We start from the raw sequence: 26,874 nt of genomic DNA, 5'->3' as shown, positions 1-26,874 counted from the left end.
TTTTCGCCGGAGCTTTTCTATTAGGTGAAGGCTATGCTCAAACCGCTTGATCAATCCGGTTGATCATTTGTACAAAATCCTCACTTGAAAAAATCAGATTTTCATCAGCTAACCGTGTTTTGTGGAACTCGAAAACCGGCTTCATTTTGCCCCTTAACTCTTTAAGGTCGAATAACCCCGGGTGCTCGTCAGCGTTCAGAATCCGCGAAATGACACAGTAGCCATTTTCCTCGTCCGAAAAAAACCATGTGAGCATTTGCAAAAAGTGAACTTGCAACCCACCTCTAGGGCCCCAGTAAAACTGAACAAAGAACTCAGGGAAGTCATCTAGCTGTTCTTTGGAGAACCCATAAAGAAAATCTCTGTCGTTCCAGTTCTTAGACACATCTTCCTTTTGTTGCTCGGTTCTTTCTTCATCCTCTGAGCTTTCCCAGTCTTCTATGCTCCAGTGATCACCATGAGAAAACACAAACCCCCATTCCCCTGAACTTTCAGGGTCGGCAAGCAGGCTCTGAAAGAATGGAGACTTATTGTCACCGCCACTCTTCGGAGGAATTCCATTCCAATTTGCCTTGCTTCGCTTCTCCCACTTCAATTCGGCACGGGTCAAAGCCTGTTCGTCCAACTCAGTGGCGAAGTTCCATTGGCTCTTCATCCATATATTTGTGTCTTTCCACATCAGCGTTTCCGGATCCGAAAAAACACCTGCTTCAATATTGCTAGGGTTTCCTCCAAAGCCAACCCCATTGTTCGACGCATTGGCAGACCCAACAACGCAGCCTTTGTCGGAAAGATAAACCTTGGCATGCAGCCCATCCAGAAAACGCAGTTTCGGATTATCTGGCGCTCTCATCTTCTTAAGCTCTGCTGGATTGGTTCCCCCCATCGAAATATCGCATATGATTTTCGCACCTTTCGGCAGTTCGCCATCAAAAAGCGTATCAACCGCCCCGATCCCCCAAAATGCAGCCGCGATCCGCACATTGTCGCCTTTGCAGACCTCTTGGATCTTTTTCGACAATGCGTCTCCGCTCAAAAATTCGCCCATTAGTAACCTTCTGATGTAAATAATAAAATGAAACCGAACACTATCAGACCGACCATTGACGTCATCATGCATTCCCCCTCACGTTTATGATCGGGGCGTTCAAATATTGCACATATTCTGTGTGGGAATGTTGGGTTGCCCCTGTCCGGCGCAGCCCTGATAGTCGGGCCATGAAACAAGTGTCTCAAATCATCAGCTATCACGCGCATGTCTATTTCGACGCCGACACCGTCGCGCAGGCCCGCGCTTTGTGTCAGGCAGCGGCAACAAGTTTTGGCTTGGAAATGGGCCGGGTTCACCAACGCAATGTCGGACCACACCCCATGTGGTCCTGTCAGTTGCTGGCCTCTCCGGCGCAGTTTTCCGAGCTGCTGCCCTGGCTGGCGTGGTGGCGAAGAAGACTTCGACCTTATCGGTCGCGTCAATGAAAGAGGTGGTCCCAGTAATTCGACCCGTTTGCAGCCAACTTAAGGTGGATCAGGGTTTCATTTAGGCTGCCAATCTCATTGGTGTCTTTTTGGTCTCATAAGCCTCCTTCGGCGTCAATATCCCATGGGTCGAGTGCGGGCGTTCCGCATTGTAATAAGCGAGCCATTTTCCGATCCCGAGACGTGCTTCTGAGCCTGTTTCAAATGCGTTCAGGTAGATGCATTCATACTTGAGAGATCGCCAAAGCCGTTCAATCATACGGTTGCTCGTTGCCCAGCAGGGCATTGCGCAGCAATGTTCCGAGAGGGGGACGCGCCCCGTACCATGGCGTTTCCAGGAACTGTTTGTCCCCTCTCGGCAGCATGCTTTGCATGCACCTGCCGGGCAACGGATGATGGTCATGAAGCACAGGTTCTCAGCGCTTTCACCCGTTGGTTGATAATGCAGATTTGAACGTGCCAACGACAGCAACTTACATTGCCGTCGCAAGCTGATTTTGGGATCATCTCTTTCACAAGTCGATCCACCTTAGCTACTGGCCCGAAATCCCGCGACCACCTATTGGTGGCGTCGAGAGAATGTTAGGGCCAAAATGAGAATTGCCGTAAAGAAAACCCTGCAGCGGCATAGATATCCCCCGGATCTCACAACTGATGCTGTCAAAATGGTGTTGAAACAGGCCGAGGCTTTGGCGCTCGACTTTGGGCAAGCCGCCTGAAAAGCGTCGCAAAATTGAATATTTGCGTAAAATTGCGTGTCGAAAAGTCTCAACGCGCCATTTCAACATTTACGGCATGGGATTACCCTTGGGGTGCCCTTTTTGTTTGGGTATTTCACAAAGGAAATTTCATGACCAGAACTGTTCTTATTACTGGCGGCGCCTACGGCATTGGCCGTGCGATCGCCAAGGATTTCTCTGCGGATCACAACTTGGTGGTGACGTGGCACAAAACGCCCCCGGAGGCGATTCTATCCGAAGCGCCGGGGGTCTTGGCCATACAAGCCAACCTTACTGACGAGTCAGCGCCACAACGAGTCATCGATGCGGTTATAGATCATTTCGGGCAGCTGGACGTGATCGTCAACAACGCGGGTGCAAAGACCGCCACCCCGCTTGATAGCTTTGACGCCGCCGCTCACCGGGCCATTCTCGATCTCAACTTGCTGACGCCCGCCGCACTGCTTGCCGCAGCATTGCCGCATCTGTCCCCCGGCGCGGCTGTCATCAGCATCACATCGGTAAACGCCATATTTCCCCCACGTGGGGCGGCCACTTACGGGGCCAGCAAGGCGGCTCTCAACTTGTGGACCCGCGCCATGGCCAAGGAATTGGGCCCGCGCGGTATCCGGGTCAATGGCGTCGCGCCGGGGGCCACCAATGTCCCGGAAAATCCAAGGCCGGACGAGCTGACTGAACTTTTTGTCAAGGATACCGCTTTGGGCCGCCTCGCCCGGGCCGAAGATATTGCTCAGGCTGTGCGTTTCCTGTCGTCCAATGCGGCTCGATCCATCACCGGTGAAATTCTCAACGTCTCAGGAGGGTACAGACTGTGATGCACAGTTTCTGTGTGGGAATGTTGGATTGCCCCGGCCCGGCACCGCACCGATAGTCAGGGCATGAAACAACTATCCCAAATCATCAGCTATCACGCGCATGTCTATTTTGATGCCGACAGCGTCGATCAGGCCCGCGCCTTATGTCAGACAGCGGCCTCTACCTTTGGCCTGATTATGGGCCGGGTTCACCAACGCAATGTCGGGCCGCACCCCATGTGGTCCTGCCAATTGCTGGCCTCGCCAGTGCAGTTTTCCGAGCTGCTGCCCTGGTTGGCGCTAAACCGCGATGGGTTGATTGTCTTTGCCCACCCGGAAACCGGCGACCATCTGGCGGATCACCGGGATCACGGCATCTGGCTGGGCACCGGGCTGGATCTGGATTTAACAATTTTTGACTAAGCAGCCATTTACGCTGTCCGCCTCCCCCACCAATGATCGTCGCAGAAAACCGGAACGCCTGACCCAAATGGGATTGGCTGGCGACCATCAAATCTGGCGGCGCGATCCCCATTAAGCTTAAATCCATTGCCATAAAACAACTTCAAGTCTATATAGTGTATATGTGATAAATTAGAGGTATAGATACCTACTTCTCACCATTAATTTGAGGGGAAGCCAATTTGAATACCTCATCATTTTTTAGTTATAGCTTTAAGAGGTACTGGATCATGGCAAATACTGGTGGTGTAACACTCACGTTCGATATGCATCCAAAATGGGAACAGGCCAGTTGGTGGTTGCAACCCAATTTTCATGGCGGAAAGAATATATTTGATATTCTCGATGATTACGGAGTGCGTGCCACGTTCTTTGTAAGCCAGTTTGATAGGGTCAAAACCGATCCGCAATGGCAGACCGTTATTGACCGGGTTGTTCGAAGCCACGAAATTGGCGGTCATACCCTAAACCATCCAGCGGCGCCGGGATCAGACCCCATCAAATATTTTTACAGCGAAATCTACCCCAACTATTCGGACTATTTGGCAATTCGGGCACAACCGGGGCATCAACATTGGCCAGCATATTGGAGCAGCTTTGCCTACCCAAATACTCAGGCCGATGCTGTGATCAATGAGTTCTTGCTAAGGATTTTCTCGCGTTTGCGCGGTGCCAATCCGTCTGATGGAAGCGGTCCAATGTCGGCTGCTAAAATTGAGCGCGCTGGTGTCATCACTGCGGGCTGGTTGGACCGGTTTGCCTTCACGCCGCCAATGGGATCACCGGCTTGGGAAAATGGATGGAAAGAATGGGTAAATGACACGGCTAAGATCAATGGATATGTTGTTTTTGCCAGCCACCTACCGTCTTGGTATGCAGGGAACCCAGCCGACCCCGTGCCAAAATACGCTGATCCTTCGGTGCTTCTGGAATTCCTGAGCCACATCAGATTTCAAACTGACCTGTCGTTTGTGAGCATGTCTCAGCTACCGCGAGCCACCCAAAGCTCTACGGATGATCTGCCCACCGAGCTAGCGGATGGCTTGAAACAATTGGAAAAATTGCGGTCTTTAGTCTAACAGAGCACAGCGCTGTAGATCAGCTAATGCTCTGAACATAAGTGGAAAAATGGGTATTGGCTTGCAATTATTCTGGCCAATACCCTTATCATATTTCGTATGGAATTATCTTAAGGCACCTATTTTTGGCGGGCCCGCTCCAGCGCCGGGCGCAGGGTCTTTTCAATCACCCGTTCGGTCAATGGCCCCGCATGGCGCAGGATAATGGTGCCCTCGCCGTCGATCACATAGGTCTCGGGGACGCCGTAGACGCCCCAGTCCAGCGCCATCCGGCCCTTCTCGTCGCGGCCAATGGCGGTATAGGGGTCGCCCAGCTCATCCAGGAACGACGCCGCATTGGCCTGCTGGTCTTTGTAGTTGATGCCATAAATGGCCAAACCTTCGTCCTGCAGGGCCTGCAGATTTGGGTGTTCAATGCGGCAAGGCGCGCACCAGCTGGCCCAATAGTTGACCACTTTGACGGTGCCGTCCCTTAGGATCGCATCGTCAAACCCAGGTTTGCCGGGAAACGCGGTCAGCACCACCGGAGGCGCAGGCTGGCCCTCGCGGGCGGACGGCAGGCTGTTGGGATCTTCACGCATCATGCCAACCAGTGCCAAGCCAATAAACCCGGCAAACACCAGCACAGGCAGAGCCATCATCGGAGATACTTTAGCCATTGCCCGTCACCCGTTTTTCCATCTTTTTCATTTCGGCCCGCACCCGGCGCCCGCGCAGCACGCTGAACAGCACCAGCAGCACCAGCAGCACAATCGAGGCCCCATAGGCCGACAACACCGTGTCAGCGTGTTTTCCCAGATCCGGTATCATGCCATAACCCTTTCGCGCGCCAAAAGCGCCTTGATCCGGCGGGCGCGGATTTCAGTGCCCGTGCGGTAAAACACCAATGCGACAAACAACAGCACAAAACCAAGGATGCAAAGCATCAGCGGGTAGAAGTAGACATTGTTGACTTTTTCTTCGGTGTCAGTGCCGATCACCGCCCCGACCCGCATGATTGAGGCGCCCTGATGCAGCCCCTGGTTCCAGAAATTCACCGCATAGCGGCTGAGCAGTGCAAAGACGCTGCCCACCAAACAGAGAAACGAGGTCAGATCAGCGGCGGTATCGGCGTCCTCGATGGCCTCCCACAGGGCCATGTAGCCAAGGTAGAACAGAAACAGGATCAGGAACGAGGTCAGCCGCGGATCCCAGACCCACCAGGTGCCCCAGGTTGGCTGGCCCCATATGGCTCCGGTGGCCAGCGCGATCAGGGTCATCACCATACCAATCGGTGCCGCCGCCCGCGCCGCCAGCGCACTGACGTGGTGACGCCGGACCAGCCAGACCAGCGAGGTCACCAGCATCATCACCCAAATGTTAATCGCCAACATCGCCGTTGGCACATGCAGGTAGATAATTTTCACGGTGGCGCCCTGGCGGACTTCGTCGCCAGTAAAGAAGAACCCCCAGATCAGCCCGCCGACAATGCAGACGACAGCGGCCACCCACAGGGCTGGCATCACCCGCTCCGTGGTGGTGATAAATTTCTTTGGATTGGCGTATTCCCAGATCGACATATTGGGTACCTAGCTATTCCCTAAGGGGTTCTCAAATCACGAATGCCTCAGCGCAGGTTGATGCGCAAGACGGCGGCACTGGCAAACGGCAGCAGCGCGATGGACGCCGCCGATATTCCTGCCAGCATTAACAGCGGGGTCTGAATATCCATACCGATGGCGCCACGGCGGGCGACCTCGGCACCAAAAATCAGGGTCGGCATATAGAGCGGCATCACCAGCAGCGACATCAACAGCCCGCCGCGCTTCAGGCCAACCGTCAGCGCCGCACCAAAGGTGCCGATGACAGACAAGGCCGGGGTGCCCAGCAGCAGTGAGATCATCACCCATTTGAACCCCGGCAGCGGCAGGTTAAGCAGCACCCCCAGCACCGGCGCCGCCAGCACCAGCGGCAGTCCGGTGGTGATCCAATGGGCCAGCGCCTTGACTGACACAGCGGCCTCCAGCGGCAGTGGTGCTGTGGCCAGCAGATCCAGCGAGCCATCCTCCCAGTCTAGCGCCAGCAGACGGTCCAGCGACAGCAGGCAGGCCAACAGGGCGCCCAGCCACAGCACCCCCGGCGCGATCGAGCCCAGCAGAGCCGCTTGTGGCCCCACCGACAGCGGCACCATCACTGTAACAATCAGGAAGAACGCCAGCCCAAGCCCAAAGCCGCCACCGGCGCGCATGGCAAGCCGCAGATCCCGCATCAGCAGCGCAATCACAGGAAGGCTCCGTCGAAATCATCAATGGCCGGTAGCTTGGCCTTGAAGGGGCCAACCTCCAGCACCGCGCTGTCCAACCCCAGATCAATATGGGTGGCAATCAGGGCGGAACCGCCCTGCCCCAGATGGGCGCGCACCGCGTCAGCAAACATCATTACAGATTTCACATCCAGACTTACGGTTGGTTCATCCAGCACCCAGATTGGGCGTCCGGTGACCAGCATCCGCGACAGGCCCAGCCGCCGCTTCTGCCCGGCCGACAGCTCTCCGGCGGGGCGGTCGCGCAACATATCCAGATCAAAGGCCTCAATCGCCGCAGCAATCCCCTCGGTGCCAAACACCTGCGCCCAAAAATCCAGGTTTTCGGAGACCGTCAGTGTGGGTTTGATACCGTCGGAATGGCCGGCATAGGCAATCATATCCTCGGCCCCGTCAATGGTGCCAGACACCGGCGGCTGCAAGCCCGCAATGGTCCGCAGCAGGGTGGTTTTGCCACTGCCATTAGGGCCACGCAAAATCAACGCCTGTCCGGGCTCAAGCGCAAAGCTCAGCCCCTCCAGCACCGGGATACCACCACGGGCGATACACAGATCCGATATCCTGAGACTCATCTAAACCGCTTATCCCTTTGCCTGTCGCGACATAATGCGCAAATTATTACCGGGTCCTTGCGGCAGATCAAACCACCGGCAAGGCGGCCAATGCAATGCGGCGCCCCTCGGACAGCAGCACGTTATAGGTGCGGCAGGCGGCAGGTGAGTTCATCACTTCAAAGCCCAGCCCAGCCTGCTCCAGCTCCTCGCGCAGGGCTGCGGGAATATAGGCGATCTCGGCGCCGGTACCCAGAAACAGCACGTCGATATCATCGATCAGCGCCAGCAGCGGTGCCGTGTCCGTATAGCCGCCCCAGCTACCGGTGCCCTTGGGTCCGGTCAGCACCGCGCCCTGGTTCAGCACGCCGCCAATTCTGAAGAAATCAGGGCCATAGCTGTCGACCGGGGTGGCGTCGGTATAGGTCACTTCATTTAGCCGCATGACGGGCTCCTGTTAGTCAAAAAGTGGCAACCCGGTCAGCAGCGCAAGTCCGATCACCGAATAAGAGGCCAGCCGGTATACTTTCTCAAGCTTGGGATCAAACAGGGCCTTGCCGATCAGAGTAGTGATCAAATAGGGCAGCGACAACAGCAGCGCCACCATCAGGGTTTGCAGCCCCGCAAACCCGCCAAACACCAGGTTGGTGACAATCACCACGTCCAGCGCCGCCAGAAAGACAATTGTATTGGCCCGCACCCGGCTGACATCGCGGACATTGGCCAGGTAAAACACGATGACAACCGGTCCGGTCAGCCCGGTCATGCCGCCCACCGTGCCCGCCGCGCCGCCAATGGCAAACCGTCCCGGCCAGCCGATCTTGCCCGGCCAGCGCCAGCCGGTGATCACCGCTGCAAGGGTGATACCAATCACCGCCGAAGCGATCCAGCGCAGCGTCAACCCGTCCAGCTGGGTCATCATCCAGATGCCCGCCGGAACGGTGATACCTGCGGCCATCGCCAAGGCACCGACCTCGGATTTGTCCGCCTTTTTCCAGGCCGAAGGGAACAGGGCTGCGGTGGAGAAAATTCCGGTGGTGGCCATCAGGAACACCACATCGGCCGTGGGCAGGAACTGGGCCCCAACCGGCACGAATATCATCGCCGTGCCAAAGCCGGTAAACCCACGCACCAAGCCGGCCATTGAAATGGCCAGCAGCATCCAAGCCAGCCCTGGCGTCTGCAGGGCTGCGCTCAGAACCTCAGGCATCAATATTGGCGAACTGGTTGCCAGTGGTATTGGCCTGCTTGCTCCAGTCGCGTTTGACCCCCAGTTTCAGCAGAATGGTCGAGGCCACAAACACCGACGAGTAGGTGCCGACAATCACGCCCCAGATCATAGCAAAGACAAAGCCACGGATCACGTCGCCACCCAGCACATAGAGTGCGATCAAGGCGATCAGTGTGGTCACGGATGTCATCACGGTGCGCGACAGGGTCTGGTTGATCGACAGGTTCAGCACCTCGCCCAGTGACAGCTTCTTGAACTTGCGCAGGTTTTCCCGCACCCGGTCAAACACCACCACGGTATCGTTCAGCGAGTAGCCAACGATGGTCAGCAAGGCCGCGATGATGGCCAGATCAAACTTGATCTGCACCGCCGCAAACACGCCGATGGTCAGCAGCACATCGTGAACCAGCGCCGCCACCGCACCCAGGGCAAACTGCCATTCAAAACGCAGCCAGATATAGACCAGCACCGCGCCAATCGCCAGAACCACTGCCAGCACCGCCGTTTGCACCAGCTCGCCCGAGACCTTGGGGCCAACCGATTCAACCGACACGAATTTGATACCCGGCGCAACGCCGTCCAGTGTCGCCCGCAACGCCTCGATGGTCTCGCCCGAGATCGCCTCGCCATCCGCCTGTGCCTGAATGCGGATCATTGCCACATGCTGATCCGCCTCAAACGTAGGGTCGAACACCTCGGTGATCGAGATATCGCCCAGCTGCATTGGTTCTATGGCTTTCCGGTAGATACCCACATCCACCGCCATAGTGCTTTCGGTGCGCACCGTGGTGCCACCCCGGAAATCAATGCCAAAGTTCAGCCCCTGGGCAAAGAACGACACCAGGCTCAGCACCAGCAGCAGGGATGAGACCCCCATCCACAGCTTCCAATTGCTGAAAAAATCGAACGAGGTCTTTTCGGGAACTAGTTTCAGTCTCATCTTACACCTCGATCGTTTTTGGACGGCGGCGTTCAAACCACATGATGATAATCACCCGGGTCACAAAGATCGCGGTGAACACCGAAGTCATGATCCCCAGCCCCAATGTGATGGCAAATCCACGCACCGGGCCTGAGCCCATGGCGAACAGAATTACCGCAGTGATAAAGGTTGTCACGTTGGCATCCAGAATGGCGCTCAGCGCTTTGGAATAGCCTTCCTCGATCGCCCTTGCCGGGCCGCGGCCCGATTTCAGCTCTTCGCGGATACGTTCAAACACCAGCACATTGGCATCCACCGCCATACCAACGGTCAACACGATACCGGCAATGCCCGGCAGCGTCAGAGTGCCGCCAATCAGGCTGAGCATACCAAAGATCAGAGCAATGTTCAGGATCAGCGCGATATTGGCAAAGATGCCAAACAACCCATAGCTCAGCACCATGAAGACCAGCACGCCGACAAAGGCCACGATGGTGGCGATCTTACCCGCGTCGATGCTGTCTTGCCCCAACTCGGGGCCAATGGTGCGCTCTTCGAGAAACTCCAGCCCGGCCGGCAAGGCGCCCGCCCGCAGCAGCACTGCCAGATTGGTGCTTTCCTCGATGGTGAAATTACCGGTGATAATGCCCGATCCACCCGGAATGTGGCTTTGGATCACTGGCGCCGAGACCACCTCGTCATCCAGCACGATGGCAAAGGGTGAGCCGATGTTTTCGGCGGTATAGTCACCAAACCGACGGGCACCGGATATGTTAAAGCGAAAGCTGACAGCCGGGCGGCCGTTCTGGTCAAACGCCGGCTGCGCGTCGGTCAGCTCTTCACCGGTGACAACCGGAGCAGCTTCGATGGTGTAGTAAACGCCCGGTTCATCCAGCGACGGCACAATCTTGTTGCCAACACCGGGATTTGCATCCGCATCTGATCCGCGACCCACCACCGGGCTGAACGTCAGCTGTGCGGTGGTGCCGATGATCTTTTTCAATTCCGACGCTGAACCAATGCCCGGCACCTGGATCAGGATACGATCAATGCCCTGGCGTTGAATGGTCGGCTCACGGGTGCCAACCTCGTCGATCCGGCGACGCACGATTTCCAACGATTGACGAACTGTGCGATCATCCGAGGCCAGCTTTTCAGCGTCAGATAGCTGGATCGTCAGGATGTCACCCTCAGCCGAGGCTTCGATGTCGGTGGCACCGGCACCGGTCAGGCTGGTCACCGGGTTGGCAAGGCCACGCACCAGTTCCAGCGCCCGGCTCATGCCTTCGGGTTTGGAGATTTTCAGGCGAATCTGGTCATCCGGCCCCGGCTGGCGGCGAAATGTCCCCACCGTGGCCCGCTCGGGGCGCAATACATCACGCACCTCTGGCCACATTGAATCCATCCGCGCCACATAGACGTCGGCGACCTTTACCTCGGCCAGCAGATGCGCACCACCGCGCAGGTCCAGACCCAGATTTACCAGCGACGACGGCATCCAGGAGGGCCATTGCTCAACAATTTCCAGCCGCTCGGGCGTCTCGCCTTTAGCGATAATTTCGATGGAGGCATCATTGGCCTGTTCGACGCGCGTATAAAACGCATTTGGCAGGGCAAGCAGCAGGCCGGTCACACAGACCAGCCAAATCAGCACCCTCTTCCAGAGATCAATTTGCAGCATTGCCCTGCCTTTTTAGTAATTTACGTCAGAGATTTAAGCCGCTGGCTCGGTCTTGTTCAGAACCTGAGCGATGGTCGCTTTAATCACCCGGACCTTGACGCCTTCGGCGATTTCAACTTCGACTTCGCCGTCTTCTTTGACCTTGGCAACCTTGCCGATCAGACCACCCTGGGTGATCACCTGATCGCCACGGCGCAGCGCCTCGATCATTGCTTTGTGGTCTTTCATCTTCTTTTGCTGAGGCCGGATCAGCAGCATATACATGATGCCAAAGATCAGAATGAGCGGCAAAAACTGGCCGAGTGCGCCAACGTCCATGGGATATTCCTTTTGTCAGTGTATCGCTGAGTGTCAGCGCTAAATTCGCAGGCGAACCTATGCGCTGATCCTTAGCTTTGCAAGGCGGCCAGGGTGCCTGAGCCGCAGGAATAAGACTTCTTGTTCCATCCAGCCTGTGACAGGCCACAAATCGGCGCTCAACGAGCGATCGAACGGCGGCTTTACCGGCAGATCCACCCCCTGTTTGACGCCAAATCACAGAGACCCAGCCGAGATACCGCCGCAATCACCAGCGGATTGACGCAATCGCTCAGCAATGACAGGGTGCGCCTATTCAACTCTTGATAGATTGCAGCCATGACCACTATTCCAATTGATCCCAAACTGTTCTGGGGTGCGTCCATCTTTCTGGCCTCGGTCGCGTTTGTGGGCATTTATGTTACTCTGGCCTCCGTCTTCAAACGCGATGGACTGGGTCAGTTAAAATCCAAATTCGGCGCCACCTCGGTCAACGATGGGCTTTTCCTCTGCGCCATCCTGCTCTGGGCTGCTATCGCGCTGTCGCTGACCGGCGGTCTGCTTACGATGATATGGGAGCTGATCTGGTATGCGGCCCCAATCGCAGGCGACGGCATAGCGCCGGATCCCAATGAACAAAAAATGGAGCTGCGCATTGCTCTGGTCCGGCTGACCGCCTTTACCGCCACCCTGGGCGCGGTGATTGCGCTGCCGTTCACTGTAATCCGGCTGAAACTGACCGGTGAACAGAACGAAACCGCAGCCGAACAGGCACAAACCGCTGCCGAACAGGCACGAACCGCAATCGAATCCCTATTCAACGACAAGATCAACGCCGCCACCGACGACCTGCACGCCATGCGGCAGATTTCCAAAACCATGGAAGGTGTCGACGGCAAAAAGACCACCCAGACCCTGTGGCAAGACGACATAACCCGCCGCAACGCTGCCATTGACCGGCTCGAAGGACTGGCCAATGAACGCCCCGACACCGCCCCGCGCATTTCCCGGCTGTTGAGTGTCTATGTGCGGGAACTGTCGCGCGAATACCCACCCGTTGAAACACCTGAAGGTGCAACACCAGACGGGCTAAAAGACTGGGCTAGCACCCTGAAAGTCCAGCGGTCAGACATGGAAAATGCCGTTCAGGTACTGGGCCGGTTGCAGGGCATCAAACACGTTGACCCCAGCGCGATTACCATTGACCTGCGCGGGGCCAATTTGCAGGGTTTTGATCTTAAGAGACTTGAACTAAGTGAAAGTAATTTCAGCCACGCAAAGATGCAGGGGGCTGACCTCAGCTGGGCAGAGATGCCGGGGGCTAACCTCAGCAACGCAGAGATGCAGGGGGCTGACCTCAGCTGGGCAAAGATGCAGGGGGCTAACCTCCGCGGCGCAGAGATGCAGGGAGCTGACCTCAGCAACGCAGAGATGCAGGGGGCTAACCTCCGCCGCGCAGAGATGCAGGGAGCTGACCTCAGCGAAGCAACATTGAAGGGGGCTGACCTCAGCCGCGCAGAGATGCAGAGGGCTAACCTCAGCGGTGCAGAGATGGATGAACGCACCTCCCTCACAACAGCTACTCTCCAAGCTGCCGCTGTGAGGGAGGTGGATTATACTACGCTACCACAAATGCGCGATTTTATCGACGGCATTTTTGGTGATGGCAGCGTTACGCTGCCTCCGGATACGGCTTGGCCCGCGCATTGGCCAAAGCACGAACTCGGCTATAGTGAGTTCGAAATTGAATGGAAAAAATGGCGCGATGATCCGGACAATTATGAACCTCCAGTGCAACAAGACGACCAAACCGCCGAGGCAGCCGAATAACACCCGATCTTAACCCGGCAGTGCCAAATTCCCTCACAGCCCCGCCAAGCCCTCACCTGCCCTTCCCCTTTGCCCCTTGCTGCGGCATATGATTGCGCAGTGATTCAAAAACCGTCCAAGGAGACGACCCCATGCATGACATCCGCGCGATCCGTGAAAACCCTGCCGATTTCGACGCCGCACTGGCGCGACGTGGGGATGCGGGCATGTCATCCGAAATCCTGGCGCTCGACACCGCCCGCCGCGGCAAGATCCAGTCCGCTGAATCCGCCCAGGCCGATCAGAAAAAGGCCTCCAAGGAGGTCGGCGCCGCCAAGGGTCGCGGTGATGACGTCGAGTTTGAGCGCCTGCGCGCGCTGGTGTCCGAGAAAAAGGCCGAAGTCGCTGCCATGCAGACCGAGGCCAAAGAGCTCGACGCGAAGCTGACCGATATGCTGGCCCGCATCCCCAACCTGCCGGCCGCAGATGTGCCGGACGGCGCCGATGAGGGTGACAATGTCGAGGTCAGCCGCTGGGGCACCCCGGTCGCGCTTGATTTCAAGGCCAAGGAACACTTTGAAATCGGTGGAGTTGCCGCCTCGATGGATTTCGACACCGGCGCCAAACTGTCCGGCAGCCGCTTTGTGGTGCTGCGCGGCGCTGTCGCCCGTATCCACCGCGCACTGGGTCAGTTCATGATCGACACCCATGTGGACAAAAACGGGTTGACCGAGGTCAACACTCCGGTGCTGGTGCGCGACGAGGCAATGTATGGCACTGATAAGCTGCCGAAATTCGGCGAGGACAGCTATCAGACCACCAATGGCTGGTGGCTGATCCCCACCTCCGAGGTGCCGCTGACCTATTCCGTCGCCGAGGGCGCGCTGGACGAATCCGCCCTGCCCATCCGCATGACCGCCCATTCGCTGTGCTTCCGTTCCGAGGCTGGATCAGCCGGGCGCGATACCTCCGGCATGTTGCGTCAGCACCAGTTTGAAAAGGTCGAGATGGTCTCGGTCACCCATCCGGACGCCTCAGACGAGGAGCAGAAACGCATGCTGCGCTGCGCTGAGGACCTGCTGGAACAGCTGGGCGTGCCCTATCGCACCGTGCAGCTCTGTACTGGCGACATGGGCTTTGGTGCGCGCCGCACCTTTGACATCGAGGCCTGGCTACCGGGGCAGGATGCTTATCGCGAGATTTCCTCGGTGTCGACTACCGGCGCGTTTCAGGCCCGCCGGATGTCCGCCCGCTTCAAGCCCGCCGATGGTGGCAAGCCCGAGTTTGTGCATACGCTGAATGGCTCCGGTCTGGCGGTGGGCCGCTGTCTGATCGCGGTGCTGGAAAATGGCCAGCAAGAGGACGGCTCTGTCACCCTGCCCGCCGTTCTGGCGCCCTATCTGGGCGGCAAGCTGAGCCTCACCGCCGAGGGCACATTGGCCTAAGCAAAAGCCAATTTCACTGCCCGGCAGCACCGGGCAGTGTCACCGACTGTCACTTTGGAAACGGCACCAGACGTCGTTGCTCTTCGTCCCACAGCTTTAACCTCAGGGCCCGTAGCGCCTCGGGGAATTTGATCCGTCGCGGTGCCAGCTCAGGCGGCAGACTATAGTGGCAGTCGCGCAACCGATATGACGGTATACGTGAATTCAGGTGGTGAATATCATGCAGGTTGATGCCGGCCACCACCAGATCAAACAGCCATCCAAAATCAAGACAGGAGGCCCCCTGAATGGCCGCCATTTGCGGGTCATGATCAGGGCGGCTGTCCCAATAGGTGTCCTCAAAATTATGTTGCAGATAGACCAGAAACACGCCGATCATGCCGCCCAGGAATGAAAACCCCAGCCAGACCCATACCGCCGTGAAACCGCCCAGCAGATATAATGCATACAGATAGCCCACGATCACCAGATTATGCAGCAGCACCCCGGCGGCGCCAAATCGCACGGTATTCTTGGGCCAGCGATAGCGAATAAAATAGGTGAACGCCGCCCCCAGGGGCACCAGCAGCAGGGGATGGCGGTACAGTCGATAGACCAGCCGCTGCCAAAACCCTGCCTGCTGCCATTCGGCCAGGGTCAGGGTGTGGATCTCTCCGGTTTCGCGCTGCTCTAGATTGCCGACACCGGCGTGATGCAGATTGTGGTTCTGCTTCATCACTTCAAACGGCGCAAAGGTGAACGGCGACAGCAGATGACCGGCAATTTTGTTTTGGCGGCGCGTTTCAAACAGGGAATTATGGCCGGCATCATGCTGCAAAACGTAAAGACGCACCGCAGCAAAAGCATGGACCACACCGGCGGGCACCATCAGGTACCAGTGCCCGGAAAACTGGATGGCCAGTCCGAGCGATAGGAAATAGACCGCAAACGTTCCAAAATAGTTGAGCGATGCCAGTCGGTTGTCCCTGTCGCAATAGTTGCGCGTATGTGCTCTGAGATCCATGTTCAAATCCATAAATATGTTCGGCAACGCCTGACTGAAAAAAAGCCGCAGGGGCTTCACCTAAAAATCTAATATTCGCCTGCATGAGAGCAAGAGGCAAGCCAGGTAAAAGAGCGCCGCGTCGCGCCGTCCTGCGAGGCCACCAAACGGCAAACAGGCGGCCCAATCTGGACCGCCTGTTGTTATATATGCCACTTTAACGGGAAACTCTAGCCGCGTGGGCCCTTTAGGTGTTTGCGCAGCTTGCTTGGTGGCGCTTTCTTCCGCCCCTTGAAGGGGTTCTTGTCATTCTGCGACCGCAACGTCAGACGGATTGGCGTGCCCGGCATATCAAAGTCCTGACGCAGCCCGTTGACCAGATAGCGCTTATAGCTCTCTGGCATCTTGTCCGGATGCGAACACATCACCACAAACCCAGGTGGGCGGGTTTTGACCTGTGTCATGTACCGTAGCTTGATGCGCTTGCCCTGCGGTGCGGGCGGCGGGTGCTGCTCCAGCATACCAACCAGCCAACGGTTCAGTGCCGCGGTTGTTATCCGGCGGTTCCAGATGTCATGCGCCCGCATGATCGCCTCTTGCAGGCGGTCCAGCCCACGGCCCGTCTTGGCCGACACTGTGACCAGTGGCGCACCCTTTAGCTGTGGCAGCAACCGGGTGAAGGATTCCTTCAGGTTGCGCAGCTTGTCCTGCTTTTCTTCCTCGATGTCCCATTTGTTGACAGCGATCACCACGGCGCGGCCTTCGCGCTCGGCCAGATCGGCGATGCGCAGATCCTGTTGCTCAAACGGGATTTCGGCGTCCAGCAGAACCACAACCACTTCGGCGAATTTCACCGCTCGCAGGCCGTCTGAAACCGACAGCTTCTCCAGCTTCTCCTGCACCTTGGCCTTTTTGCGCATACCAGCGGTATCAAAGACCCGCATCGGCACTCCGCCCCATTCCATGCGCAGGCTGATGGCGTCACGGGTGATGCCCGGCTCGGGGCCGGTCAGCAGGCGTTCTTCGCCAAGGATCTGGTTGATCAGCGTCGACTTGCCCGCATTGGGGCGGCCAACCACCGCCACTTGCAACGGCTTGGCGGTGGTCGGCACCGGGACAGTATAGTTTTCTTCGTCTTCGTCGTCGTCTTCACTCAGGTCGACATCAACGTCCGGAGCGTCCTGCTCCGCCTGCGCCGAAAACTGGTCTGCCAGTGGCATCAGATGGGTGTAGAGGTCGTTCAGACCTTCGCCGTGCTCGGCTGACAGTCGGATCGGCTCGCCCAAACCCAGATTATAGGCCTCGATCACACCAGCATCCGCAGCCGAGCCTTCGCCCTTGTTGGCGGCCAGGATCACATTTGCGGATTTCTTGCGCAGGATCTCGGCGAACATTTCGTCAATCGGCGTCACCCCGGCACGGGCGTCGATCATGAACAGGCAGATATCGGCCATCTCGACGGCGCGTTCGGTCAGCCGGCGCATCCGCCCCTGCAGCGAATCGTCGGTGGCATCTTCCAGACCGGCAGTGTCGATCACGGTGAACCGTAAATCGGCCAGTCGTGCCTCTCCCTCGCGCAAATCGCGGGTCACACCCGGCTGATCATCGACCAGCGCAAGCTTTTTGCCGACAAGACGGTTAAACAGGGTGGATTTGCCCACGTTCGGGCGGCCCACGATGGCGAGGGTGAAGGACATCAGATAAAACTTTCAGCGAGTCAGATGCGCCCCATAGCGCATTCTGGCGTCAACGGAAAGCGTGCAATTCGCCTTTTGTCGAGACCACATACAGTGTTTTACCCACAACGATCGGTGCGGTGGTGGCTCCGCCGGGCACTTCGATGGTGCGAACCAGGCTGCCATCTTCTGGTTTAAACAGCCGCAACAGCCCGTCATTTGAAGCCACAATCACAGTGCCGCCGGCCAGGACCGGGCCATAATGCGCCACAATGGCACTGCGCTTACCGGGTTTATCTTTCAGATAGCCGGGTAACGTGATGGCCCAGATAACCTCGCCCGTGCTGGCGTCCAGCCGCAAGAGCCGGCCCAGGTCACTGACCTGGAACAGACTGCCGCCAGCAGGCCACACCGGTCCCAGGGCGCCCTCTCGGGCGGTCCAGATGCGGCTGCCGTCTTCCAGATCAAAGGCCACTGTGCGCCCCGAATGATTGCCCACATAGGCGCGGTTGCCCACGACAACGGGGCCGCCGGTGACATCACCAATGCGTGCGGTGCTATGCCCTACCCGCTTGCCCGCGACCGAGGCACTCCAGCGGCGCAGCCCGCCATTGCGGAATGTGGCCGTCAGATCGCCCGCGCCAAAGGCAAAAATAGCCAGATCCGAGGTCAGGGCCGGCGCCGGCCCTCCCAATACGTTCGACGGGCTGGGTGTTGCAGAAATCTGCCAGGCGATGCGACCGTCCTTGGCATTGACCGCCCATCCGGTATCATCACCGGCCACCACATAGACCAGCCCACCGCCAACACTTGGCTGGCCCGAGCCGGTCGCTTCCAGTTTCTGACGCCAGATTTGCTTGCCGCTCTTGGCCTCCAGCGCCGTCAACACGCCGTAGCCGGACGACACGTAGACAACGCCCTCATGAAACGCCAGACCACCGCCGGTGCCGCCACCGTCAGCCGAAGGGATCAGATCCGCAGTCCACAGAATCTGCCCCGCGGCAGAGACCGCCGAAACCTGCACGCCACTGTCCAGCGTATAGATGCGTCCGTCGCCAACTACCGGAGTGGCGGTGATGCGGTTGCGGCGCTCATCCCCGGCCCCGATCGACACCGACCAGACCTGCTGCGGTGCGCTGCTCAGCGCCGGATGCGCCGTCCGATAGGCCTCGATCCCGTGGCTTTGCTGCCAGCCGGAGTTGGCAGTTTGCTGTGGCAGCGAGATGGCCCGCGACTGGTTCTGCACCCGGGTCGAGCTGCCTTCGCGGATGTCTTCGCGTTCTCCGCGCAAGATCACCTCGGGCTCTTTACAGGCGGCCAGGGTCAGCAGCAAAGCGCCGCCAAGCAGGATCAACCCTGCCCTAGAGGTGGTTATTGCTGACATCATTGCCCTGCCCCGTCTTCCAAATCATATACCCGCGTCATTAATTTGCGCGAAGTTTCGTTAGCCCTGCGTGGCGGCTGGCAAATCCAGCGTCCCACCCAGTGCCACAATCACTTGACGGGCGCGATCTTGCAAGTCTGCACTGACCTCGGCGTCTTCGATAATGGCCCGCAAACGTGCGATAGCCGCATCGGTATCGCCGTCCGCGATATCGATCAAGGCCATTTGTTCCTGCGCCAGCAGCCGGAGCGGCGCGCCAGGTTGGGCCAGCGTTTCATATTGCATCCGGCGATCCTGAGCCGACAGGCTGTCCTGCTGCAGGCCCAGCGCCTTGAAGGTGGCAATATGACGATAGATCAGCGGCAGATCCCCATTGGTGGAAATCTCACCCAGCAGCGTCACCGCCGCGTCAGCCTGTTCCGAATTGGCCAGCGCTCCGGCCTGCAACATCTTCAGAATAGCATCGCCGCCCGGAGTCTTGGCCGCAATCGTCGCCAGAGCTGCGGACCGTTGGTCCGGCTCATTTTCAGCCAGCGCCGCAATCACCGCATCGCCCAGGGACTCGGCCGCAGCCGAGGTTCTGGACTGTTCATATTCACGGTACGCAGCGCCGCCAACAATCGCGACGACGACAACAGCGCCAATCCAGCCATATCGCTTCATCATCAGGAACATTCGATCGCGGCGCACCTCTTCGGTCACCTCGTCGATAAAACTGTCAGTATCGCTCATCAAAATTGCCCCTGGTAAGCCCGGCTTGCACCGAGGAATTCTCTCTCTTTTTCCTCTCTTACCGTGCCTGAGGGTTCAAGCCAAGTGGCGCGTTGACCTGTCGCCCCGCAGAGACTTGCACGGAAATGCAATAAATTGTGTTCTGAACCGATTGGTTTAGTATGGACAAAGAAATTTTCGTTCCTATGTCTATGCTGCCAACCCCTCCCCTGTGGGATCTAATTACCCTTTGCGGGATTATCTAAGGGTCCGACCGGACCGCCAATATTTGAAAAGGGCCTATGATGCGCTTGATTCCATTGCTGACCGCCATCGTGGTGACCGCCAGTCTTTATATGCTGGTGATTGAACGCGACGCGCTGATGGCCTTTGCGCGCGGTGACAATCCGCAGGCGCCTCTCGAAATTACGGATGACGCTGCGGCAGCTTCGGCTGGCAGCGGCGCAGAGCTGGCCGAGAACCGGATCGGCGTTGTTGTGCTGCGCAGCGAATCCCGCGCCATCGACAGCGGCGTGATCCTGCGCGGCCAGACCCAGGCCGCCCGTCAGGTTGAGGTGCGCGCCGAGACCTCAGCCACCGTCATTTCCGAACCGCTGCGCAAAGGCGCCCATGTTAAAACCGGCGACCTGCTGTGCAAGTTGGAACCGGGCACCCGCCAGGCCGCGATGTTGGAGGCGCGGGCGCGCCTATCCGAGGCCCGCTCACGCGTTCCCGAGGCCGAAGCCCGTCTGGACGAGGCCCGCGCCCGGTTGAAGGAAGCCCAGATCAACAACAACGCCTCGCGCAAATTGTCCGAAGGGGGCTATGTGTCGGACACCCGCCTGGCGTCTACACAGGCCTCGGAACGCGCCGCTGTTGCAGGTATCGCATCAGCCGAAACCGGTTTGCAGACCACCAGCGCCGGCATCGAATCCGCGGTCGCCGCCGTGGCAGCGGCCCAGAATGAAATCGACCGGTTGAGCATCACAGCGCCGTTTGACGGATTGCTGGAAAGCGATTCCGCCGAGCTGGGCAGCCTGATGCAGACCGGCAGTCTCTGCGCCACTGTCATCCAGCTCGACACCATCAAAGTTGTTGGCTTTGTGCCCGAGACCGAGGTCAACCGGATCCAGGTCGGCGCTCTGGCGGGAGCGGAACTGGCCGCAGGTCAGCAGGTGCAGGGCAATGTAACCTTCCTCAGCCGCTCGGCTGATCCAACCACCCGGACGTTTGAGGTGCAGATCACCGTCGACAATGCCGACCTGTCGATCCGTGACGGCCAAACCGCAAATATCTTCATCTCTGCACCGGGCGAGCGCGCCCATAAACTGCCGCAATCCTCACTGACCCTGAACAACGAAGGTCAATTGGGGGTCCGGGTGGTCAACCAAAGCCAGATCGTTGCCTTTTATCCGGTGCGCCTGTTGCGCGACGAGGTTGACGGTGTCTGGGTGACGGGTCTGCCCGAAAAGGCCGATGTCATCGTTGTTGGTCAGGACTTTGTTATTGCAGGCGTTCCCGTGGTTCCGACCTACCGTGAGGTCTCGCAATGATCGGAATTGTCAGCTGGGCCGCCGACCGGGCCCGAATGGTCATTGCCTTTATTATTATCTCTATTCTGGTTGGCGGTTTCGCCTATTCCAGCCTTCCCAAGGAAGGTGAGCCGGACATTGAAATTCCAGCTCTGTTCATTTCGGTGCCCTTCCCCGGCATTTCCGCCGTCGATTCCGAAAGCCTGCTGGTCAAGGTGATGGAAACCGAATTGGCCGACCTGGACGGGTTGGACAAGATGAGCGCCACCGCCGCCGAAGGCTATGCCGGTATCGCACTGGAGTTTGATTTCGGCTGGGATAAAACCGCCGTTATTGCCGACGTGCGCGATGCGATGAACTCGGCCGCCGCCGATTTCCCCGATGGCGCCGAATCCTATACCATCAACGAAATCAACTTCTCGGAATTCCCGATTGTTATCGTCAACCTGACCGGCGACGTGCCGGAACGCACCATGGCGCGCATTGCCAAGGATCTGCAGGACGATTTTGAAGCCATTGATTCGGTGCTGGAGGCCGGCATTGCCGGCAACCGCGATGAAATGGTCGAGGTGCTGATCGACCCGCTGCGGCTGGAGGCCTATAACGTCACCGCGCTGGAACTGATCAATGTGGTGCGCAACAACAACCAGCTGATCGCAGCCGGCGAGGTGGAGACCAATCAGGGCACCTTCTCGGTCACTATTCCATCGTCCTTTCACGACGTCAGCGACATCTACACCCTGCCGGTCAAGATCAACGGCGACCGCGTGGTGACACTGGGTGAGCTGGCCGAGATCAATTTCACCTTTGAGGACCGCAGGGGCACCGCCCGGTTTGACGGCGACAACACGGTGGCGCTGCAAGTGGTAAAACGCAAAGGCTTCAACCTGATCGACACTGTGGATCAGGTAAAGGCCACACTGGCCGCGGCCCAGGCTAAATGGCCCAAGGAACTGCAAGCAGCGGTGACCGTGGGCACCTCAAACGACCAAAGCCGGGTTGTGGGATCCATGGTGCGCCAGCTCGAGGGCTCGGTGCTGACGGCGGTGGCGCTGGTGATGATCGTGATCCTTGCCTCTCTGGGCAGCCGCGCCGCGTTTCTGGTTGGCTTTGCCATCCCGACCTCGTTCCTGCTGTGCTTTGCCTTCCTCGCCCTGATGGGCATCACCATTTCCAACATGGTGATGTTTGGTCTGATCCTGGCCGTGGGGATGCTGGTGGACGGCGCCATCGTGGTGGTGGAATACGCCGACAAGCGCATCAAACAGGGCATCGGCCCGATGCACGCCTATGTCGAGGCGGCACAGCGGATGTTCTGGCCGGTCGTGTCCTCGACGGCAACCACCCTTTGTGCCTTCCTGCCGATGCTGTTCTGGCCCGGGGTGCCGGGTGAGTTCATGAGCATGCTGCCGATCACATTGATCTTTGTGCTGTCGGCCTCACTGCTGGTGGCTTTGATCTATCTGCCTGTCGTCGGCGGTGTCTCTGGCCGCATGAGCCGGATTTTTGAACATCTGTCCGACGGGCTGCGCGCTGCTCTGCCGTGGTGGGTCCGCATCCCACTGGTGCCACTGCCGATGTACGGCATGTTTGTGGGTGCCATGCAGACGCTGAACCCGGACTATATCATGGCAGAGGGCAGCAGTGGCGCTGTACCGCTTTTGGTGGGCGCGCTGGTGCTGATCTTGTCGGCCTTTGCTGCCTCGGTCATTCTGGGCGCCGCTGGCATTCAACGGCGTGAAAAAACGGTTGAGCCGGGTTATCACCACACGCCGTTTGGCCATTTCATCAAGTTTATCGTTGGCAACCCGGTGATGCCAATTGTCGCCATCGGTGCCGTTGGCTTTGCCATTATGACGGTGTTCGCCACCTTCAGCGAAAACAACAACGGCGTTGATTTCTTTGTTGAGACCGAGCCGGAACAGGCCACCGTCTATGTCCGGGCGCGCGGCAATACTTCGCTGTATGAGAACGACGCGCTGGTGCAACAGGTCGAGGCGGTCATTTCGGCCCACCCTGCGGTGATCAACGTCTTTGCCTTTGCCGGCGAAGGTGGTCTGGATACCGGCGGTCCCGGTGGCGGCCAGTCGCCAGCCGATACTGTCGGTCAGGTCCAGTTCGAGATCATCGCCTGGGAGGATCGCCCAACGCAATCTGAAAGCTGGTTCTTTGGCCTGCTAACCCGCCGCGTTACCGCCACTGAATTCGACGGCAAAACCGTGATCGCAGAGCTGGAGACCGAGCTGGCCAAGCTGCCTGGCTTCATTGCCGAGATGGCGGTGCTGGAACAGGGGCCCGGTCAGGGCAAACCGATCCATTTGCGCCTGAAAGGCGACGGATGGGACGAGTTGACCACGGCTGCTGTGGCGGCGCGGGCCCAATTTGAGCAAACCCCCGGTCTGATCCTGATCGAAGACAGCCTGCCGCTGCCCGGCATTGACTGGCAGATCAACGTCGACGTGGAAAAGGCCGGCCGCTATGGCGCTGACGTCGCCACCGTGGGCGCGATGGTGCAGCTGGTCACCCGCGGTATCCTGCTGGACACCATGCGGGTCGACAGTTCGGACGAGGAAATCGAGATCCGGGTGCGCCTGCCGGAAAAGGACCGGGTGCTGTCAACGCTGGACAACCTGAAACTGCGCACCGCAGACGGGCTGGTGCCATTGTCCAACTTTATCAGCCGCCAGCCAGTGCCCAAACTGGCCGAAATCAACCGCGTCGGCCAGCAACGGTATTTTGACGTCAAAGCGGACGTCGCACCGGGGCTGCAAAAGCTGGTTGGCGCTGATCCAGAGACGGGCGAAGACATGCGTCTGGCCTTGTTCACGGCGGTGGGTGATGGCGCGAGCGCCAATGGCGAGGTGTTTGAGGGTCCGGGTGGCACTCAGCTAGAACTGGTTCAACTCACCGGCGCCGCTTCGAATGAACAGTTACGTCAGGCGCTGAAAGACGGTGCACGGTTCTCTCCAATCAACGCAACCGAGCGGATCGAGGTGCTGACCGAATGGCTGGACACCAATCCCCTGCCTGCGGCAGTGACCCCCGAATGGACCGGCGACCAAGAGGAACAGGCTGAATCCGGTGCCTTCCTGATGAACGCCTTTGCCGGGGCGCTGGGGCTGATGTTCGTGATCCTGCTGGCCCAGTTCAACTCGCTCTACAATTCCCTTCTGGTATTGTTGGCGGTGGTTCTATCCACCACTGGCGTGCTGATTGGCATGATGGTGATGGGGCAGTCCTTTTCGATCATCATGACCGGCACTGGTATCGTGGCGCTGGCGGGGATTGTGGTGAACAACAACATCGTGTTGATCGACACCTATCAGGAGTTCAGCCAGCAGATGCCGCGGATCGAGGCGATCATTCGCACCGCCGAGGCCCGTATCCGTCCGGTGCTGCTGACCACAATCACCACCATGGCCGGTCTGGCCCCGATGATGTTTGGCCTCAGCCTTGATTTCATCGACGGCGGCTATTCCATCAACAGCCCGACCTCGCTGTGGTGGAAACAGCTGGCAACGGCGGTGGTGTTTGGTCTGGGCATTGCCACCGTTCTGACGCTGATTGTGACACCCTCGATGTTGGCAATCCGCATCTGGCTAGGCACCTATTTGTCCTGGATGGGCCGCCTGTTGGCCCGACTGACTGGCGGTCGCTCCAGCCTTATCGCCCAGGACATGCGACTGGCCCGCAGGGCGCGCAAAATGCCCACCACCGAAATCCAGTGGGATTCGGTGGTCGATGGCCCGCCCAAGCCCCAGTCTCAGCCCAAGCCCATACCCAAGGTTGCCAAGACGATAGAGCCTGACGACCCGGCGCTCCAACTCGCCGAATAGGCCAAAACCAAAAAGCGGCCCCTGACAGTCAAACGTCAGGGGCCGCTTTTCATTTGTACGGGTACATATCAGAAATACTGTCGCCCGACCCTTAGGCCGGGATACACACAGCCGTTAGGCCACCTCTTGATCCGCCTGCTGGCGCTGCCATAGATGGGCATAGCGACCCTCAAGGGCCAGTAGCGCGTCATGGCTGCCCACTTCGCAGATCTCACCGCGCTCCAGCACCACAATCTGATCCGCCTCGGCAATGGTCGACAATCGGTGCGCAATGGTGATCACCGTGCGTCCCCTGCCAGCCCGCGCCAAAGCCTCTTTGATCTCTTGTTCGGTGTCGCTGTCCAACGCCGATGTCGCCTCGTCCAGCAGCAGGATCGGCGGGTCCTTGAGCAGGGTACGGGCAATGCCAACCCGCTGCTTTTCACCGCCTGAAAGCTTCAGCCCCCGTTCCCCCACCGTGGTCTGATAGCCGTCCGGCAGACTTTCGATGAAATCATGGATCTGCGCATCCCGAGCCGCCTGTTCGATCTGCTCCTGGGTGGCGCCTTCCAGACCATAGCCAATGTTATAGCCAATGGTGTCATTGAACAGCACGGTGTCCTGCGGCACCACACCAATGGCGTCATGCAGGCTGGACTGGGTCACGTCGCGTATATCCTGTCCATCAATCAACAGCGCCCCATCGGTGACATCGTAGAACCGGAACAGCAGCCGCCCGATGGTCGATTTCCCCGATCCGGTGGATCCAACAATCGCCACCGTCTGACCGGCCTCGGCCTGTAACGACACACCCTTCAGGATCTCACGCTCAGCGTCATAGCCAAAGCGCACATCCCGCAGGGTTATCCGCCCGCCATTGACCGTCAGGGCACTCGCTCCGTCGCGGTCCGAGACCTCGGCGGGTTGCTCCAGCAGATCAAACATCTCGCCCATATCCACCAGACTCTGACGGATCTCGCGGTAAACCGTGCCCAGGAAGTTCAGCGGCACGGTGATCTGGATCATATAGGCGTTGACCATGACAAAATCGCCCACCGTCAAGGTGCCCTCCTGCACCCCAATCGCCGCCAGAACCATCACTCCGATCAGCCCCAGGGTAATCAGCACGCTCTGGCCAAAGTTCAGGAACGCCAGGGAATAGGCGGTCTTTAGCGCCGCCGCGGCATAGGCCCGCATAGAGCTGTCATAACGGTCTGCCTCGCGCGCCTCGGCGTTGAAGTATTTGACGGTTTCATAGTTCAGCAGACTGTCGATCGCCTTTTGGTTGGCGTCGGTGTCTTGCTTGTTCATCTCGCGGCGCAGCTTCACCCGCCATTCGGTGACGGCAAAGGTGAACCAGACATACAACCCGATGGTCACGGCAACAATCAGCAGGTAGCGCACATCAAACAGCACCGCCAGGATCACCGCCACCATGGTCAGCTCCAGTATCAAGGGCCCGACCGAGAACAACATGAACCGCAGCAGGAACTCGACGCCCTTAACACCGCGCTCGATGATCCGGCTTAGCCCGCCGGTCTTGCGGGTGATATGATAGCGCATCGACAGCCGGTGAATATGGGTAAAGGTCTCTAGCGCCAGACGGCGCAGCGCCCGTTGGCCCACCGGCGCAAAGACCGCATCGCGCAATTGCTGAAAGCCAATGGTCATGATCCGCGCCACACCGTAAGCCACCGTCAGCCCAATGGCGCCCAGCGCCAGGTCCGGCACCCCCTCGCCTGCCAGATTGTCGACCGCCCCCTTGTAGAGGATCGGCGTATAGACCGCGATCAGTTTGGCCAGCACCAGCACCGACAACGCCAGCACCACCCGGCGCTTGACCCAGGCCTGACCTGCGGGCCAAAGATAGGGGCCCACACGGCGCAGGGTGCGCAGACTTGAGCGGCGTTCATCGCGGGCTGTCACATCATCGCTCTGGGTCATGGCTTTTCCTTGCTAGACATCTCGGGCTTAGTGTTGTGCCC

Annotated in this window: 25 protein-coding genes and 1 pseudogene; 9 read left to right on the top strand and 17 right to left on the bottom strand. The window is 58.5% G+C overall.

Translation table 11 applies throughout. The annotated features are described in order from the left end of the window. Positions 1–37 precede the first annotated feature (37 nt). Positions 38–1,048 (bottom strand): phospholipase D family protein, encoded by a 1,011-nt coding sequence (locus QPJ95_RS13170; RefSeq protein ID WP_270919967.1) that lies wholly within the window; start codon positions 1,046–1,048, stop codon positions 38–40. Positions 1,049–1,218: 170 nt separating this feature from the next. Between QPJ95_RS13170 and QPJ95_RS13165 the strand changes: the two genes are divergently transcribed. Then, positions 1,219–1,476 (top strand): DOPA 4,5-dioxygenase family protein, encoded by a 258-nt coding sequence (locus QPJ95_RS13165; protein WP_270919966.1) that lies wholly within the window; start codon positions 1,219–1,221, stop codon positions 1,474–1,476. 61 nt (positions 1,477–1,537) lie between these two features. On the opposite strand, the pseudogene QPJ95_RS13160 reads toward QPJ95_RS13165, so the two are convergent. Next, a pseudogene (locus QPJ95_RS13160) lies at positions 1,538–1,741 on the bottom strand (integrase core domain-containing protein); the annotation flags it as partial. 328 nt (positions 1,742–2,069) lie between these two features. On the opposite strand from QPJ95_RS13160, the gene QPJ95_RS24195 reads away from it, so the two are divergent. The 4 genes from QPJ95_RS24195 to QPJ95_RS13145 all read left to right on the top strand — a co-directional run bounded on the left by QPJ95_RS24195 (position 2,070) and on the right by QPJ95_RS13145 (position 4,551). Next, entirely contained in the window at positions 2,070–2,195 is a 126-nt protein-coding gene (locus QPJ95_RS24195; protein WP_390922112.1) for a type I restriction enzyme endonuclease domain-containing protein, read from the top strand. Positions 2,196–2,326: 131 nt separating this feature from the next. Further along, positions 2,327–3,031, top strand: a complete 705-nt coding sequence (locus QPJ95_RS13155) for an SDR family NAD(P)-dependent oxidoreductase (RefSeq protein ID WP_270919964.1) — start codon at positions 2,327–2,329, stop codon at positions 3,029–3,031. A gap of 63 nt (positions 3,032–3,094) precedes the next feature. Next, a complete protein-coding gene (locus QPJ95_RS13150; RefSeq protein WP_270919963.1) occupies positions 3,095–3,433 on the top strand; it encodes a DOPA 4,5-dioxygenase family protein in 339 nt (112 codons plus the stop codon). A gap of 221 nt (positions 3,434–3,654) precedes the next feature. Next, positions 3,655–4,551, top strand: a complete 897-nt coding sequence (locus tag QPJ95_RS13145; RefSeq protein ID WP_270919962.1) for a polysaccharide deacetylase family protein — start codon at positions 3,655–3,657, stop codon at positions 4,549–4,551. Between the two features lie 119 nt (positions 4,552–4,670). Here the strand turns inward: QPJ95_RS13145 and QPJ95_RS13140 are convergent, their stop codons facing one another. The 10 genes from QPJ95_RS13140 to yajC form a co-directional block, all read right to left on the bottom strand. Next, positions 4,671–5,210: a DsbE family thiol:disulfide interchange protein gene (locus tag QPJ95_RS13140; protein ID WP_270919961.1), complete on the bottom strand. Its 540-nt coding sequence runs from the start codon at positions 5,208–5,210 to the stop codon at positions 4,671–4,673. Further along, a complete protein-coding gene (ccmD, locus tag QPJ95_RS13135) occupies positions 5,203–5,361 on the bottom strand; it encodes a heme exporter protein CcmD (RefSeq protein ID WP_270919960.1) in 159 nt (52 codons plus the stop codon). The genes QPJ95_RS13140 and ccmD overlap by 8 nt, the downstream gene beginning before the upstream one ends. Further along, a complete protein-coding gene (locus QPJ95_RS13130; RefSeq protein WP_270919959.1) occupies positions 5,358–6,110 on the bottom strand; it encodes a heme ABC transporter permease in 753 nt (250 codons plus the stop codon). The genes ccmD and QPJ95_RS13130 overlap by 4 nt, the downstream gene beginning before the upstream one ends. A 47-nt stretch (positions 6,111–6,157) precedes the next feature. Then, entirely contained in the window at positions 6,158–6,814 is a 657-nt protein-coding gene (gene ccmB, locus QPJ95_RS13125) for a heme exporter protein CcmB (RefSeq protein WP_270919958.1), read from the bottom strand. Then, the gene (gene ccmA, locus QPJ95_RS13120) at positions 6,811–7,425 is read right to left on the bottom strand and encodes a heme ABC exporter ATP-binding protein CcmA (protein WP_270919957.1); all 615 of its coding nucleotides are present in this window, start codon (positions 7,423–7,425) and stop codon (positions 6,811–6,813) included. Before ccmA ends, ccmB begins: the two co-directional genes overlap by 4 nt. A gap of 67 nt (positions 7,426–7,492) precedes the next feature. Next, positions 7,493–7,849: an Mth938-like domain-containing protein gene (locus QPJ95_RS13115; RefSeq protein ID WP_270919956.1), complete on the bottom strand. Its 357-nt coding sequence runs from the start codon at positions 7,847–7,849 to the stop codon at positions 7,493–7,495. A 12-nt stretch (positions 7,850–7,861) separates the two neighbouring features. Then, entirely contained in the window at positions 7,862–8,614 is a 753-nt protein-coding gene (locus QPJ95_RS13110) for a sulfite exporter TauE/SafE family protein (RefSeq protein ID WP_270919955.1), read from the bottom strand. Further along, on the bottom strand, positions 8,607–9,575 hold the full coding sequence (gene secF, locus QPJ95_RS13105) for a protein translocase subunit SecF (protein ID WP_270919954.1): 969 nt from the start codon (positions 9,573–9,575) through the stop codon (positions 8,607–8,609). Before secF ends, QPJ95_RS13110 begins: the two co-directional genes overlap by 8 nt. Position 9,576: 1 nt before the next feature. Further along, complete coding sequence (gene secD / locus QPJ95_RS13100; RefSeq protein WP_270919953.1) at positions 9,577–11,238, bottom strand: protein translocase subunit SecD; 1,662 nt, start codon at positions 11,236–11,238, stop codon at positions 9,577–9,579. A 33-nt stretch (positions 11,239–11,271) separates the two neighbouring features. Beyond that, a complete protein-coding gene (gene yajC, locus QPJ95_RS13095; protein ID WP_270919952.1) occupies positions 11,272–11,556 on the bottom strand; it encodes a preprotein translocase subunit YajC in 285 nt (94 codons plus the stop codon). A 318-nt stretch (positions 11,557–11,874) separates the two neighbouring features. On the opposite strand from yajC, the gene QPJ95_RS13090 reads away from it, so the two are divergent. Together QPJ95_RS13090 and serS are read left to right on the top strand one after the other, a co-directional pair. After that, positions 11,875–13,365 (top strand): pentapeptide repeat-containing protein, encoded by a 1,491-nt coding sequence (locus QPJ95_RS13090; RefSeq protein ID WP_270919951.1) that lies wholly within the window; start codon positions 11,875–11,877, stop codon positions 13,363–13,365. Positions 13,366–13,496: 131 nt separating this feature from the next. Continuing rightward, positions 13,497–14,789 carry a serine--tRNA ligase gene (gene serS / locus QPJ95_RS13085; RefSeq protein ID WP_270919950.1) on the top strand — a complete coding sequence of 431 codons (1,293 nt, stop codon included), beginning with the start codon at positions 13,497–13,499 and terminating at the stop codon, positions 14,787–14,789. A 49-nt stretch (positions 14,790–14,838) separates the two neighbouring features. On the opposite strand, the gene QPJ95_RS13080 is transcribed toward serS, so the two are convergent. The 4 genes from QPJ95_RS13080 to QPJ95_RS13065 all read right to left on the bottom strand — a co-directional run bounded on the left by QPJ95_RS13080 (position 14,839) and on the right by QPJ95_RS13065 (position 19,563). Then, a complete protein-coding gene (locus tag QPJ95_RS13080) occupies positions 14,839–15,792 on the bottom strand; it encodes a fatty acid desaturase (RefSeq protein WP_270919949.1) in 954 nt (317 codons plus the stop codon). 209 nt (positions 15,793–16,001) lie between these two features. Then, on the bottom strand, positions 16,002–17,468 hold the full coding sequence (der, locus tag QPJ95_RS13075) for a ribosome biogenesis GTPase Der (RefSeq protein ID WP_270919948.1): 1,467 nt from the start codon (positions 17,466–17,468) through the stop codon (positions 16,002–16,004). A 49-nt stretch (positions 17,469–17,517) separates the two neighbouring features. Beyond that, positions 17,518–18,834: a PQQ-like beta-propeller repeat protein gene (locus QPJ95_RS13070; protein WP_270919947.1), complete on the bottom strand. Its 1,317-nt coding sequence runs from the start codon at positions 18,832–18,834 to the stop codon at positions 17,518–17,520. 57 nt (positions 18,835–18,891) lie between these two features. Further along, on the bottom strand, positions 18,892–19,563 hold the full coding sequence (locus QPJ95_RS13065) for a hypothetical protein (protein ID WP_270919946.1): 672 nt from the start codon (positions 19,561–19,563) through the stop codon (positions 18,892–18,894). A gap of 284 nt (positions 19,564–19,847) precedes the next feature. On the opposite strand from QPJ95_RS13065, the gene QPJ95_RS13060 reads away from it, so the two are divergent. After that, entirely contained in the window at positions 19,848–21,095 is a 1,248-nt protein-coding gene (locus QPJ95_RS13060; protein WP_270919945.1) for an efflux RND transporter periplasmic adaptor subunit, read from the top strand. Further along, the gene (locus QPJ95_RS13055) at positions 21,092–24,910 is read left to right on the top strand and encodes an efflux RND transporter permease subunit (RefSeq protein WP_270919944.1); all 3,819 of its coding nucleotides are present in this window, start codon (positions 21,092–21,094) and stop codon (positions 24,908–24,910) included. The genes QPJ95_RS13060 and QPJ95_RS13055 overlap by 4 nt, the downstream gene beginning before the upstream one ends. A 114-nt stretch (positions 24,911–25,024) precedes the next feature. Here QPJ95_RS13055 and QPJ95_RS13050 read toward each other — a convergent pair whose 3' ends face one another. Next, positions 25,025–26,833: an ABCB family ABC transporter ATP-binding protein/permease gene (locus QPJ95_RS13050; protein WP_270919943.1), complete on the bottom strand. Its 1,809-nt coding sequence runs from the start codon at positions 26,831–26,833 to the stop codon at positions 25,025–25,027. Positions 26,834–26,874 lie beyond the last annotated feature (41 nt).

Source organism: Parasedimentitalea psychrophila, from assembly GCF_030285785.1.
GTDB classification, from domain to species: Bacteria; Pseudomonadota; Alphaproteobacteria; order Rhodobacterales; family Rhodobacteraceae; genus Parasedimentitalea; species Parasedimentitalea psychrophila.
This window is presented reverse-complemented; position numbering and strand designations above follow the sequence as displayed.